Raw genomic sequence first — 14,325 nt, 5'->3', positions numbered from 1 at the left:
CTAAATTGTGAAAGTCAACCATTAATTCACATATTCTTTATTATGGAACAAATGTGAACTTTGTGAATTTTGAGGAACATTAGGTAAAGATGAGGGTGTACACACTTTATTTTAATGTAAGCGTTGACAATTGGTAAGCAAACATTTTACTATTGGATTGTATCAAATGTTACGTCAAGTATATTTTGTTAAGGGAGAGCTGAGAATGACTATTTATCAACAATTATTAGAAAGAGAGAACCAAGGAGCACCAATTAAAATCGGAGTGATCGGTGCAGGTCAAATGGGCTTTGGTATGATTGCACAAATCGCTACGATTCCTGGAATGGCTGTAACAGGCATCAGTGATATTCGTCTAGATTTTGCACAAAGTGCGGCGGCGGCTTACCAAGCTTCAAGCACACGCCAACATAAAGTTTTAACAGTCACTGATTTTAAAGAAGTTATTTATTCAGAGGATGTTGAAGTGATTGTTGATGCAACCGGTGTACCAGAAGTAGGGGCGAAAATCGCTATGGAAACCTTGGTAGCTAAGAAACATCTAGTACTGTTGAATGTTGAAATTGATATTACCGTAGGTTCTTTGATGCACAAACTGTATCAGACAGCGAATTTAGTTTACACGGGGTCAGATGGGGATGAGCCAGCTGCGACAACGGAACTCTTCGAATTTGCCAAATCAATGGGGATGGAAGTATTAGTTGCAGGTAAAGGGAAGAACAACAAACTGAATATTTCTGCAAATCCGGATACATGCCGCGAAGAAGCATTGAAGAAAAAAATGGCACCTCATATGTTAGCTGCGTTTAAAGATGGTACAAAAACAATGGCAGAAATGAACTTATTATCAAATGCGATTGGATTTGTACCAGATAAAGTGGGAATGCATGGAATCGCTGGCGATCAAACTTCAGTAGTTAAAGATCTGGATATTAAAGAAAATGGTGGGATCCTTGATAAATTTGGGGTAGTCGAATATGTAGATGGTTTGGCTCCTGGTGTCTTTGTCATTGTAAAAGGTCAAAATGACGGAGTGAAGCATGAGTTGAATTATCTGATGCAAAAAGAGGGCGATCATCATCTATTATACCGTCCGTTCCATTTAGCAAGTTTAGAAACACCTATCACGATTGCCAAAGCGGTCTTACGAAATGACCATGCAATCGTTCCTCTTGGCGCACCGATTTCAGAAACTGTGGCAGTTGCGAAAAAGACGATCAAAGAAGGCGAGCGCTTAGATGGTATTGGTGGTTATAGTGTTCGCGGCGTGTTAGAGACGCATGTCGACATGGTCAGCGAAGGACATATCCCAATCGGTTTGATTTCAGGAGAAGTCGTAGCAAAACGCACAATCAAGGAAGGCACATTTATCACAGAAGAGGATGTTGAATTAGACCAATCAACGACAGTTTGGAAACTTAGAAAGCTACAAGATAGCATGTTCTAATCGTTGATTTTGGAGATAGTCAGCAATTTGAAGTGTGTTAAAATCAATAGTAATCAAGCATTCATACTATTGGAGGGATTCAAATGGGGTATTCAGATGACAAGCGATTATTAGTGGAACTCGCATCCATGTATTATAACGAAGGAGCCAAGCAAGAAGAAATCGCTAAAAAATTCAGTATCAGCCGCTCTCTTGTATCCAAGTATCTAGCAAAAGCACGTAGTCTAGGTTTAGTAGAGATCATTATTCACGATGATTTGATTCACCCATTCCAACGTCTAGAACAAAAGGTCCAAAAGAAATATCAATTGAAAGAGGTCATTTGTGTCCATTCGATTGGAGAAGAATCACTAAACAAACGATTAGGAATTGCGACTGCGAGATATCTTTCTAGGATCATCAAGGCGGATACAACGATTGCAATTTCAGCAGGCACGACGCTCCACGAAGCCGCAGTGATTTTTTCAGTGAAAAATCATCTGCCTAATGTACGGTTTATCCCTATGGTAGGAGGATTGGGTCGGGAGCATGTCAGTTTGCAATCCAATGTGATTTGCGAATTGCTTGCCAATAAATGTGGGGGGATCGCACTTGAACTCCATGCGCCGATCACTGTGGATTCAGCGGAAGCAAAACAGGTCTTTTTAAGTCAATCTTTTATCAAGAATGTGTTAGAAGAAGCTAAACATGCCGATATTTCCTTAGTTGGGATTGGGGGCACACCTGTCTATTCCACAATGACGAAAGCGTATTTAGCCAAAGAAGATGGGATGAAGGTTGACTTTACAAATGGTGAGATCATTGGCGATATTTGTTATAACTTCATCGATGAAGAAGGCTCTGTCGTAGACTGTGAATGGAATAAGCGTGTTTTGTCGCTAGAAATAGCTGATTTAAAGAAGATTCCGTTGAAGATTGCTGCTGCTGGAGGAAAAGATAAAATCAAAGGAATCAAAGCAGCTTTAACGAATCGTTTGATCGATGTGTTGATCATCGATGAAGATACTGCAAAATTTCTTTTAAATGAATATATCTGACCCCTATAGGCATAATAGAAGGAGAGCATAAATGGAAAAAAATAAATCGATGTCTATTGAAAATAGTGCAAATCTTACAGATGAAGATTTGAAGGATATTTTTTATAAAATGTGGGAGATCCGTTTTTTTGATGAAAAGGTAGATGAACTTTTTGCACGTGGCCTGATTCATGGTACTACCCATTTAGCGGTAGGACAAGAAGCGACAGCGGCTGGTAGTGGGGCAGTGTTAAGAAAAACGGATTGGATCACCTCTACGCACCGTGGGCATGGTCACACGATTGCTAAAGGGACTAATGTGAACGAAATGATGGCAGAGCTATTCGGCCGCACGACGGGAACGAATAACGGTAAAGGTGGCTCGATGCATATCGCCGATTTGGATACCGGGAACTTAGGTGCAAATGGTATTGTTGGCGGTGGCTATCCGATTGCTGTAGGCGCTGCATTAACCTCGAAAATGAAGGAAACAAATCAAGTTGCCTTGTCTTATGGAGGCGACGGTTCGACAAATGAAGGGAGTTTCCATGAAGCGTTGAATTTGGCGGCAATCTGGGATTTACCTGTCGTTTTCTTCATTGAAAACAATAAATATGGGATGAGTGGCCCGATTGAAAAAATGACAAGAGTCCAAAACTTGTCTGAACGTGCTAAAGCGTATGGGATAGAAGGTGTAACGATTGATGGGAATAACTTACTTGAAGTGATTGAAACTACCTATCAAGCGGTAGAAAAAGCACGCCGTGGCGAAGGACCTACGTTGATCGAAGCGTTGACGTATCGTTGGAAAGGTCATTCGAAATCTGATGCTAAAAAGTACCGCACGAAACAAGAAGAAGAGCAGTGGCGAACAGAAAGAGATCCAATCGAGCGGACCAAAAACACCTTGGTTGCTGCGGGTATCTTTACTGAAGAAGAAGCTGAGGAAATCAGAAAACAGGCAAAACAGTCGATTGTTGATGCGGTGAAATTTGGCGAAACAAGTCCGATGGTTGCAGTAGAAACAATGTATGAAGATGTGTATGCAGAGTAGGAGGAAGTCATGAGAGAAATTACTTATGCAGAAGCTGTGAAAGAGGCACTTTCTGAGGCAATGAGAGAAAACGAAGATGTATTTATGTTAGGTGAAGATATCGGAGTTTATGGAGGCGCTTTCGGCGTAACCCGTGGGATGGTTGAAGAATTTGGAGAAGAACGCATACGTTCTACGCCTATCTCAGAATCAGCGATCGCAGGGGCGGCTGTTGGCTCAGCCATGACTGGCATGCGCCCAATCTTTGAGATCCAATTTTCTGATTTTATTCTGATCGCACTGGATCAAATCGTGAACCAAGCGGCAAAAATCCGCTATATGTATGGAGGGAAGGCAAGAATTCCGTTAGTAATGCGTACACCTGGTGGCTCAGGGACAGGCGCGGCTGCGCAACACTCACAAAGCTTAGAAAACTTGACGGCGCATATTCCAGGATTGAAAGTGATCCAACCAGCAACGGCGTATGATGCTAAAGGTTTATTACATGCAGCCATTGAAGACGATAATCCAGTCATGTTTTATGAACATAAATTATGTTATCGTACCACATCAGACGTGCCAGCAGAAAAATACACGATCCCGATCGGCGTAGCAGACATCAAAGAAGTTGGGACAGATATTACTGTAGTAGCAACCGGGATCATGGTCCATAAAGCAATCGAAGCCGCGAAAATTTTGAAAGAGAAAAAAATCAGCATTGAAGTAGTTGATCCGCGCACATTAGTACCGTTAGATAAAAAAACGATCACTCGTTCTGTGATGAAGACGGGACGTGCGGTCGTTGTGACAGAATCAGTGAAACGAAGTGGCTTTAGTGCAGAATTGGCAAGTGTGATTGCAGAAAGTGAATCGTTTGATTTCTTAGATGCACCGATCGTTCGCTTAGCAGGGGCGGAGATCCCGATGCCATACCATCCTGAGTTAGAGAAAAAAGCTGTCCCGCAAGTAGAAGATATTGTGGAAGCTTGTGAAAAGATGATGGCGAAAAAATAGGAGGTAGATTATGGCTCATGAAGTTTTGATGCCCAAACTGAGTTCAACGATGGCCGAAGGTACGATTACAATGTGGCTGAAAAATGAAGGGGATGCCATTGCGATTGGTGATCCAATCTTTGAAGTGATGACAGATAAAATAGCAATCGAGGTAGAAGCGTATGAAGAAGGCTATTTATTAAAGAAATATTTGAACGATGGAGAAAGTGCGCCAGTCAATTCGATTATCGCTTATATTGGTGAACAAAACGAAGAAGTTCCAGCACAGATGCCTGACTTCCAAGCAGAAACAACCGTGGAGACTCCTACTGAAGAAGCAAAATCGACAGAGATTGCAGAGGATTCACCAAAAGAGGTCGAAACAACGATCATCCGGGCGACACCATCGGCAAGACGTCTTGCAAGAGAACGAGACATTTCGTTAGCAGAAGTGACAGGAACAGGGCCTAGAGGGCGAATCCATCTTAGTGATGTTAAAAATTTCACCCCTAAACAAGAGCAAGTTGTTCAAGAACAGCCAGTTGCTGAAAGTAATCTTATCCCTTGGAAACCATTACGTAAAGCAATTGCCGATAAAATGGTCGCAAGCAAAACAGCTATTCCACATGTGACGATGACAGCTGAAGTTGATTTGACGAAAGTGACTGAATTACGTCAGCAGCTATTACCGATGATCGAACAGAAAACCAACGAACGCATTTCTTATTTAGAGATTTTTGCCAAAGCGGCAATGATTGCTTTGCGCGACTTCCCGATATTTAACGCCCACGCATTAGAAGAAGGAATCGCGGTCTTTCCAAACATTCATCTAGGAATCGCAGTTGCTTTGGAAGATGGTTTAGTCGTTCCAGTCATCCAATCAGCAGAACAACTTGGCTTAGCAGACTTGACGACATCAATCAAAGAAAAAACGAAGAAGGCGCGAGAAGGCACTTTGACGACTAAAGAAATGACTGGCGGTACGTTTACGATCAGCTCTTTAGGACGGTCAAGAGTCAAGCAATTCAATCCGATCATCAACAAGCCTGAAGTCGCTATTTTAGGAATAGGCGGCATCTATGATAAGGTCGTATTTGATCCAACATTGAATGAAGTGACCAATCGCTCATTCGTAGAATTGAGCTTGTCATTTGATCATCGTGTAGTCGATGGCGCACCAGCCTCCGCATTTCTTACCCAAATCGTTACCTTATTAGAAAATCCTCTTGGGTTTTTATTGTAGGGATTGGAGGGACAAATGGAAGAAAAAACAGAGACTTTAGTCATAGGATCTGGTCCTGGTGGCTATGTAGCAGCGATCAGAGCAGCCCAATTAGGTCAACAAGTGACAATTGTAGAAAGTAAGCATATCGGTGGTGTCTGCCTAAATGTCGGTTGTATTCCTTCGAAAGCACTGATCCATGCGGGGCATACCTATCAAGAATCAAAAAATAGTCAGTATTTTGGCATCATCAATAAAGAAACGGAAGTAGACTTTCGTGCTGTGCAACAATGGAAAGAGAACAAAGTGGTTCGTCCATTAACGACCGGTATCCGAGGGCTCTTGATGAAGAATAAAATCCGTATCATCGAAGGCTATGCGAGATTCACTTCGCCTCACCGGGCATTGGTTGATGGGAAAAACGGACAAACAGCGATTGACTTTGATCATGCGATCATTGCCACAGGTAGTCGACCAATTGAAATTCCTGGCTTCAAGTATGGGGGGCGGATACTTGATTCGACAGCGGCACTCTCGTTGGAAGCGGTTCCTAAAAAACTAGTGATTATTGGCGGAGGCGTCATTGGGACTGAACTAGGCAGTGCCTATGCGGATCTAGGTGCAGAAGTTACCATTCTGGAAGGAACCGATCAACTACTGCCAACCTACGAAAAAGATTTAGTCCAAGTAGTCGAGGAATCCTTTAAGAAAAAAGGCATCAAGGTGTTTACGGAGGCGCTCGCAAAGGAAGTAAGCGAAACTGCGACAAGTATTGATGTCACTTTTAGCACAAAAAATGCTGAACAAACGCTTTCGGCTGATTATGTGTTAGTTACGGTTGGAAGAAAGGCGAATACCGCAGATATCGGCTTAGCAGAGGCTGGTGTATCCGTCGAATCAAATGGGTTGGTGAAAGTGAACCAACAGTACCAGACAAGTCAAGCGCACATTTATGCGATCGGCGATGTGATTGCTGGACCAGCTCTCGCACATAAGGCAAGTTACGATGCAAAAGTGGCGGCAGAAGTCATTAGTGGGAAAAAGGTAGAAAAAGATTATCTAGCGATTCCAGCAATCTGCTTCACTGATCCTGAAATTGCAGTGGCTGGTCAGACACTTGCAGAAGCAAAAAGCCAAGGCTTATCTGTTAAAGCAGCAACATTTCCTTTACAAGCAAACGGGCGAGCATTGTCTCTGAATGCACCCGAAGGATTTGTTCGATTAATCGTTGAGCAAGAAACGGATACGATTGTCGGTGGACAAATCGTTGGTCAAGGGGCAAGTGACTTGATCGCAGAAATCACTTTAGCGATTGAAGCGAATTTGACGGTGGAAGATATTGCTTTGACGATCCATGGTCATCCAACGCTTTCTGAAACGATCATGGATGCGGCAGAATTGGCTTTAGGATTGCCGATCCATTTGTAATGAGAAGAGTAACTAATCATTTATTATCTAGGAGGGATTTTATTGTTAAAAAGTAAAGTAAAAGAAATTGGCGAATTAGTAGAAGCTTTTGAAGAAGAAATGCTTTTGATTTTATTTGGTCCCTCAGCCACAGAAGAATTAAAATCGATTTGTGTGATCCATGAAACGATGGATACAAAAAAGAATGTTCTTAGCCCAGGTACAGCAATCCAGTTTGGCGATACAAGTTACAAGATCACCAAGGTAGGCAATGCTGCCAATCAAAACTTTGACGAACTCGGGCATGTGTCGATCTATTTCCAAGAAGGCGAGAACGAAATTCTACCAGGAGCAATTTCTGTAGAACCGTCGATTTATCCCAAGTTAGCGATTGGCGATATGATAAAAATCGGCGGGTAGTGTGATTGTGAGAGAAGTACACAGATTCAAAAAATAAGCATAGATAAATAAGCCGAAATCCACAAGATCTGGAACAATTTTGTGGATTCCGGCTTATTTGGGTTGTTGGTTCGTTCTTTTTTCTCACGACCTATTTTTGACGAGCAGGATAATCGCTTGTTCCACTGTTTCGACGGAGATCGGAATGATATGATCCATTGACAAAGCAACTGGTGTATAGAGGGTTCGTTCACACAACAAGCGATGAGACGGTGCAGTCGCAAAGTCGATCGCTTCTTCGTTTAATCGGTTGTAGATCATGGGTTCAACAGAAATATCACACGTCGTCACGCCTTCCAATGCTTCGCGATAGATCAGATATTTGATATCCGAATGCGTCACGATACGTACAGATAATTTTTGTTTATCTAAGCGTAAAATACCAGTTAATTCAATCACAAATGAGCGCAGACAATTTGGGTTGATCTTTAATTGATAAGGCAATGTGTTCGTCCAATCGCTAACAATCTGTTTTACTTCTTCGAATAACTGTCGTTGTTCGTCGGTCAATAAGTGAAATTTTTCGGGTAAGAACAATTGGTAGTTTTTCCACGCAGAACGCAGAATGCGGATCAACGCACGCTCAAATGCTTTATTACCAAGAAAAGAATGGCCAAAGTGTTGCTCGAACTGTTGGATCAATTGTTTGGTCTCTGGATTATTTTCAATAAAGACTTGATGGAGTTGCGCAAAATCCTGCTCGATTGCTTCATAAGTAGCAAATCCATAATCACAGAGATTGAAGAGGATCAGAATAAAATAAAATTCATTTGGCTGAAAAAATTCTCTAAAAGGACTTTCTTCCCAAGCAACAAGAACAAAATCATAAATTGGTCTTTTTTTGATTTCATCAATGAAGGATTGATCGACAGATAGTGGAGAATTTTTTTGATAGAATAGGCTGATCAAAAAGCCTGTTTGTAAGATTTCTTGAGTATCGCGATCATAGATACGTCCACTTTTTTTAGTGACCGCTTGGATAAATTCCTGCGCTTGGACATCAAAAGAGGCAGGAATAGAGAACTCAGGCAACGTGCCTGTTCGATAACTCACATTTAGTAAAATCAACCGTCTTTCGATATCAGTGAAGCGAGGAGAGTGATATTCGATGGAGATATCACATGCTTGAAAGTAGTCTAATACTTGTTTCTTCAACGCATAGGCTTTGCTGACGGAAACAAACTCAAGCTCAGTCAGTTGGATATAATCAGGTTCATCTTCTAAGTAAAGAAGGCAGGTTTTTAAAAATAAAGACGGTCGAGAGATGCGTTGCATCAACTGGAAACGAGGAGTCGTTGGTTCGAAGTATAAAGAATAGGTTTCTTTTTCTTTTGAGTGGTAAATGATTTGGTCGCTCAGTTCTCTACTTAATGATTTGATATCATTCAACAAAGTTGTTTGGCAAACATGTAACAAAGTAGCTGTTGTTGGAAGATGGACTTCTTTATTTACATAAAACTGTCCACAGAGAAATAGTTGGCGTAAGAGATTTTTCTCGAGATAATGTTCAATCATGGGGAATCCTCCCTATTTGTATATTCATGCACAAGCACTTAGCTATTATGCCATGTTTTTCGTAGATGTGCATCTATCATTTGATGGGTCTTAGCAAAAGCAAGCCTATATTTAATTACTGTTGTTATTGTATCTGCTTTATCTAAAAAAATGAGGCTTTGATCAACAGAAAAAATCGAATTGAAAAAGAGATAGCGGTTTTCTTTCAGACGAATAAATGATTTTGTTTTCTTATTTTTGTTCGTGAGCTAAACGTTATAATCAATAAAACAAGTCATTTCTTGCTAAAAAGTTTAGCTGAATCGTTCGTTTTTTCGAGGTGAAAATACAGAATAATCAGACTTTATTTTTTTTATCTTCAAAGAAAGGGGCGTTAAGAGATGTTATTAAAAAAAATTTTTTAAAATTGGGGCGTATAGTCAAACACGTAAACTGATCAAGAAACAACAGCCGGCCGATTATTTCCTATGATCAGGTACCAAGAGAGGAGAAATACACAATGGATGATATGGATATCAAAGCCGTCTTTATTGGCGACAAAGCAGAAAATGGACAAGTTTATAAAATGTTATTGAACAAGATGGTCGATGAACATTTAGGTTGGCGTGAAAATTATTTACCAGGTGATCTACCTGCAATCAGTGAGGCAGACAAATCAAAGCCATCTTATCTTGCGACACGTCAACATATGATGGAAGTTTTAGATGAAGTGAGTGAACGGATGCGCGCTGGTTCAATCCCTTGGCATTCAGCCGGACGTTATTGGGGACAAATGAATGCAGAAACATTGATGCCAGCTTTATTGGCATATAACTTTGCGATGCTTTGGAATCCTAATAATGTGGCATTGGAATCATCAATGGCAACGTCACAAATGGAAGCAGAGATCGGTGAAGATTTTGCTAAACTCTTCAGTATGCCGAATGGCTGGGGACATTTGACAGCAGATGGCTCGATTGCGAATTTAGAAGGACTCTGGTATGCACGTTGCATCAAATCGATTCCTTTAGCGGTCAAAGAAACGTATCCGGAAAAAGTAAAAGACTTATCAGATTGGGCATTACTTAATTTATCTGTAGAAGAAATTTTAGAAATGATCGAAACATTTACTGATGAAGAATTGGATCGTGTCAAAGCAGCTTCATCACGAAGTGGGAAACACATCCAAGAATTAGGTAAGTGGATCGTCCCTCAAACGAAACACTATTCATGGATGAAAGCATTGGATATTTGTGGTGTTGGATTGGATCAAATGATTGCGATCCCCGTGGATGACTGCTACCGAATGGATGTCCAAGTATTGGAGAAAACGATTCGTGAGTTAGCGCAACAACAAATCCCTATTTTAGGCGTAGTCGCTGTTGTAGGTACAACAGAAGAAGGACAAGTCGATCGTGTCGATAAAATCGTTGAACTTAGAGAGAAATTGAAAGAGGAAGGAATATATTTCTATCTCCACGTGGATGCAGCTTATGGTGGTTATGCACGCTGTTTGTTCATGAATGAAGCGTATGAATTTGTTCCTTATGCCTCATTAGCAGATTTTTATCGAGAACATCATGTTTTCCACCACGAAGTGAAAATCGAGCGAAGTGTCTATGAAGGCTTCAAGGCAATCAGTGAAGCGGAATCAGTGACAGTTGATCCCCATAAGATGGGTTACGTTCCTTATGCGGCAGGTGGAATCACGATCAAACATAAAAGCATGCGCAATATCATTTCTTATTTTGCCCCTTATGTGTTTGAAAAATCCGTGAAAGCACCAGATATGTTAGGTGCCTATATCCTAGAAGGCTCAAAAGCTGGAGCAACAGCTGCGGCAGTGTGGACAGCTCATCACGTGCTACCGTTGAACGTCACAGGTTACGGTCAACTCATTGGTGCATCGATCGAAGCCGCACAACGTTTTAGAGAATTTCTTGGTCAATTAAGCTTTACAGTCAATGGGAAAACAATTGAAGTCTATCCGTTGAATCATCCAGATTTCAACATGGTCGATTGGGCATTCAAAGTGCAAGGCTGTACAGATCTAAAAGAAATCAATCGCTTGAATGAAAAAATGTTCGATGTGTCCTCTTATATGGACGGGGATGTGTACGATGAACGCTTCATCACGTCTCATACCACATTCACGCAAGCTGATTATGGCGATTCTCCTGTGGCATTTGTCGAAAGTATGGGTGTATCAAAAGAAGAATGGCAAAAAGAACAACAAGTCACTTTGTTGCGTGCTGCGATCATGACCCCTTATTTAACGGATGATAGCATCTTTGCTTATTACACCAAAGCCATCAAACACGCAATGGAAGAAAAACTAAAAGAAGTTCTTGCGTAGTTCTAGTGATAGAAAGAAGGATCGATCATGACAGACTCAAAATCTACAAAACAGCTGTCAACGTTAACATTTATTGGGATGACTTGCGCATTAGTCGCAAGCATCCGCAATATTCCTGATGTCGCTGCCACTGGTTGGACGATGTTGTTTTATATGTTAGTTGCTGTACTTTTTTATGCGTTTCCGATCTCTCTGATCTCAGGAGAATTTGCTGGGATGTTTCCTCAAAAAGGAGGGCCAGAACTATGGGTCTCTCAATCTCTCGGTAGAAAATGGGGATTTGTCGTCTCTTGGCTTTTATGGGTGCAGATGTTTCCCGGAATGGTCATGGTTGCCTCAGCACTTGCGCCTTTGTTTGGGAATATGGTCAATAATGTCCCATTAGGCTTGAATAGTAAATTTACGTTACTCGTGATCTTAGTCGTTTACTGGATCATCACAGTATTGAACCTAAAATTCGATATGGCAAAAATCGGAGGAAAGATCGGCGTCTGGTTGGGGTTATATATCCCATTGGCTTTGATGCTGCTGTTGGGTGTTGCCGCTTGGATCAAAGTTGGTATCATGCCAAATGGAACATTAGGAAAATTTTCGTGGGATCTACTCGTTCCAAATCCAAGCACTGCCAAATCATTCGTTTATTTTGCACCGATCATGTTCATTTTTACTGGTATCGAAATGTCTTCTGTTTATATCACTCGATTGAGCCATCCAGTTAAAACTTATATCCGCGGTATTTTCGCCGCCTTGGTCTTTTTGTTTGTAGTAAATACGTTGAATGCTTTAGTCGTCGCCAATGTCGTGCCAAAGGGCCAAATGGAATTGAACAACATTGCCCAATCGATTTCGATCGATTGCCAAATTCTTGGATTGCCACATATGATCGTCAATCTGTTTAGCTTACTCGTATTTGTCGGTGTCGCTGTCCAACTATCTGCTTGGGCTTCTGGTCCAGCAAAAACTGTCACAGAAAGCGCAAGAAAAGGAGCGTATCCTCCTCGCTTCAATTTTTGGAAAACCAATGAATTCGATGTATCCAAAGCAGTGATTTTGACACAATCCATTATCATTTCTGTATTTGCATTATTCTATTTGTTGATTCCTGGAGTCAACCAAGCATTTTTAATGCTAGTCAATGCAACGACAGTCATTTATTGTATTGTCTACATTATCATGGGCATCGCATTCTTACATTTTAGAAAAACAAATCCAGAGATTTCTCGTCCATTTCGGATTGGCAAAAAAGACGGAAAAGGAAATTTTGGGGCATGGCTGGTCGTTCTGATCTTATTTGCAGCAATCGTTTTTTCTGTCGGACTTACACTAAAAGCCGGCACATGGATCAACTTTGTGGCTGTCGCATTGATCAGCGGTATTCTTTTTGTGGCGCCATTATGTATTGAAAAAATCAGAAAACCATCATGGGAACAAGAAATAAAAAACAAATTAAGTGAACAAAAAACATCCAAACAATCGAAGTAAAAGAAGAACATGTCGTTTAAAAAACAAACGCTGAAGCCTGTCTCACATTAAATTACACTAATTATTTCATGTTTGCCTGAAATAATCGACAGGAGAAACTACCCTTCTTACGTATAATAAGTATATCAAATGAAATACAGGAGGGTAATAACAGTAAAATATATCAGTTAAACAAATCGACATGACGTATCTTACTATTGAGGTGAGAATAATGACAATCTATCCAGTCGAACAATTGATAACACAATCTGAAGGGACGTCTCAATTTTTAAGCACAGAGAAGAAAAAAGAGAAATTAACATCCGTCCATCCCTTAAAAGATAGAACTCATAAGAATCTTAGAGAACACCGAATGAATCATACACAAGGCAAGAAGCTGATACGAGCCAAGAAAGCCAGACTCCGGCCGACGAAAGATCAAGAACAACAACTGTGGCAGTCAGCTGGAACGGCTCGATGGGTGTTTAATTGGGTGTTGAATATGCAAGAAATGAATCATCGGTTTGGTGGGGGATTTCTCACCAACAATGTCTTACGAAAGCACGTCACTCAAATGAAAAAGCGACCAAAGTATGCTTGGTTGAACATAGTGTCAAATAATATTGCGAAACAGGCAGTAAAAGATGCCTGTTTCGCCTATCAAAAATGGTTCAATGGTCTTAGTGGAAAAATTTGTCTAAAAGTCGAGAAGCCATGTTTTAAGTCCAGAAAGAAGACAAAACCTGCTTTTTATAATGACAATGTCAAATTAAAAGTAAAAGCAAAATCCGTTCTACTTGAAAAAATTGGGTGGATAAAAACTAGTGAACAATTGCCAATGAAGACGAAATATATCAATCCACGAATCTCTTACGATGGCAAGTATTGGTATCTTTCTGTTGGCATTGAAAAACAATGTGACACACAAAAACTAACTAATGAAGTACTAGGTATTGATTTAGGGATCAAAAACTTAGCTGTTGTCTCAAATGGCAAAATCTACAAAAATATCAACAAGACAAAGAAAATAAGAAAGCTTGAGAAACGTTTACGTCGGTTACAGCGTAAAGTTTCTCGAAAATACGAGATGAATAAGGAGGGAACCCGATTTGTCAAAACATGTAACATCTATAAATTAGAAAAGAACATTCGACAGATACATCGAAAACTAGCAAATCTTCGTCAGAACCATATTCATCAAACAACGACTGAGATAGTGAAAACCAAACCATCGAAAATCGTTGTTGAAACTTTGAATGTAAAGGGCATGATGAAGAACAAGCACTTAGCGAAATCAGTCGCACAACAAAAATTCTATGAGTTCAAACGTCAACTTCAATACAAATGTGAAGAGTACGGCATTGAATTCGTCGAAGCAGATCGATTCTATCCAAGTTCTAAATTGTGTTACGAATGCGGGCATAGGAAAGTGAACTT

The 14,325-nt window shown here is 40.6% G+C and carries 11 protein-coding genes; 10 read left to right on the top strand and 1 reads right to left on the bottom strand.

Features of this window, described 5'->3' with window-relative positions; all coding sequences use genetic code 11:
* Positions 1–205: 205 nt before the first annotated feature.
* From JZO83_RS00535 to JZO83_RS00505, 7 genes are all read left to right on the top strand, one after another.
* A complete protein-coding gene (locus JZO83_RS00535; RefSeq protein WP_207114738.1) occupies positions 206–1,447 on the top strand; it encodes an SAF domain-containing protein in 1,242 nt (413 codons plus the stop codon).
* An 83-nt stretch (positions 1,448–1,530) separates the two neighbouring features.
* Complete coding sequence (locus JZO83_RS00530) at positions 1,531–2,484, top strand: sugar-binding transcriptional regulator (protein WP_207114737.1); 954 nt, start codon at positions 1,531–1,533, stop codon at positions 2,482–2,484.
* 31 nt (positions 2,485–2,515) lie between these two features.
* Positions 2,516–3,517: a thiamine pyrophosphate-dependent dehydrogenase E1 component subunit alpha gene (locus tag JZO83_RS00525; protein ID WP_207114736.1), complete on the top strand. Its 1,002-nt coding sequence runs from the start codon at positions 2,516–2,518 to the stop codon at positions 3,515–3,517.
* Positions 3,518–3,526: 9 nt separating this feature from the next.
* Positions 3,527–4,510, top strand: a complete 984-nt coding sequence (locus JZO83_RS00520) for an alpha-ketoacid dehydrogenase subunit beta (RefSeq protein ID WP_207114735.1) — start codon at positions 3,527–3,529, stop codon at positions 4,508–4,510.
* A gap of 10 nt (positions 4,511–4,520) precedes the next feature.
* Positions 4,521–5,732 carry a dihydrolipoamide acetyltransferase family protein gene (locus JZO83_RS00515; RefSeq protein ID WP_207114734.1) on the top strand — a complete coding sequence of 404 codons (1,212 nt, stop codon included), beginning with the start codon at positions 4,521–4,523 and terminating at the stop codon, positions 5,730–5,732.
* 15 nt (positions 5,733–5,747) lie between these two features.
* Entirely contained in the window at positions 5,748–7,139 is a 1,392-nt protein-coding gene (gene lpdA, locus JZO83_RS00510) for a dihydrolipoyl dehydrogenase (RefSeq protein WP_207114733.1), read from the top strand.
* A gap of 42 nt (positions 7,140–7,181) precedes the next feature.
* Entirely contained in the window at positions 7,182–7,538 is a 357-nt protein-coding gene (locus tag JZO83_RS00505; protein ID WP_206855637.1) for a PTS glucitol/sorbitol transporter subunit IIA, read from the top strand.
* A 123-nt stretch (positions 7,539–7,661) separates the two neighbouring features.
* On the opposite strand, the gene JZO83_RS00500 is transcribed toward JZO83_RS00505, so the two are convergent.
* Positions 7,662–9,092: a DNA-binding protein gene (locus JZO83_RS00500; protein ID WP_207114732.1), complete on the bottom strand. Its 1,431-nt coding sequence runs from the start codon at positions 9,090–9,092 to the stop codon at positions 7,662–7,664.
* A gap of 499 nt (positions 9,093–9,591) precedes the next feature.
* Here JZO83_RS00500 and tdc point away from each other — a divergent pair, with 499 nt between their 5' ends.
* The 3 genes from tdc to JZO83_RS00485 form a co-directional block, all read left to right on the top strand.
* Complete coding sequence (gene tdc / locus JZO83_RS00495) at positions 9,592–11,427, top strand: tyrosine decarboxylase (protein ID WP_207114731.1); 1,836 nt, start codon at positions 9,592–9,594, stop codon at positions 11,425–11,427.
* Positions 11,428–11,454: 27 nt separating this feature from the next.
* Positions 11,455–12,909 carry an amino acid permease gene (locus JZO83_RS00490; protein ID WP_207114730.1) on the top strand — a complete coding sequence of 485 codons (1,455 nt, stop codon included), beginning with the start codon at positions 11,455–11,457 and terminating at the stop codon, positions 12,907–12,909.
* 211 nt (positions 12,910–13,120) lie between these two features.
* Positions 13,121–14,325, top strand: a 1,205-nt coding sequence (locus JZO83_RS00485) for a transposase (RefSeq protein ID WP_242542329.1), incomplete at its 3' end; no start/stop codon positions are given.

Origin of the sequence: Enterococcus sp. DIV1298c (assembly GCF_017316315.1) — a bacterium.
Classification (GTDB): Bacteria; Bacillota; Bacilli; order Lactobacillales; family Enterococcaceae; genus Enterococcus_B; species Enterococcus_B mangumiae.
This window is presented reverse-complemented; position numbering and strand designations above follow the sequence as displayed.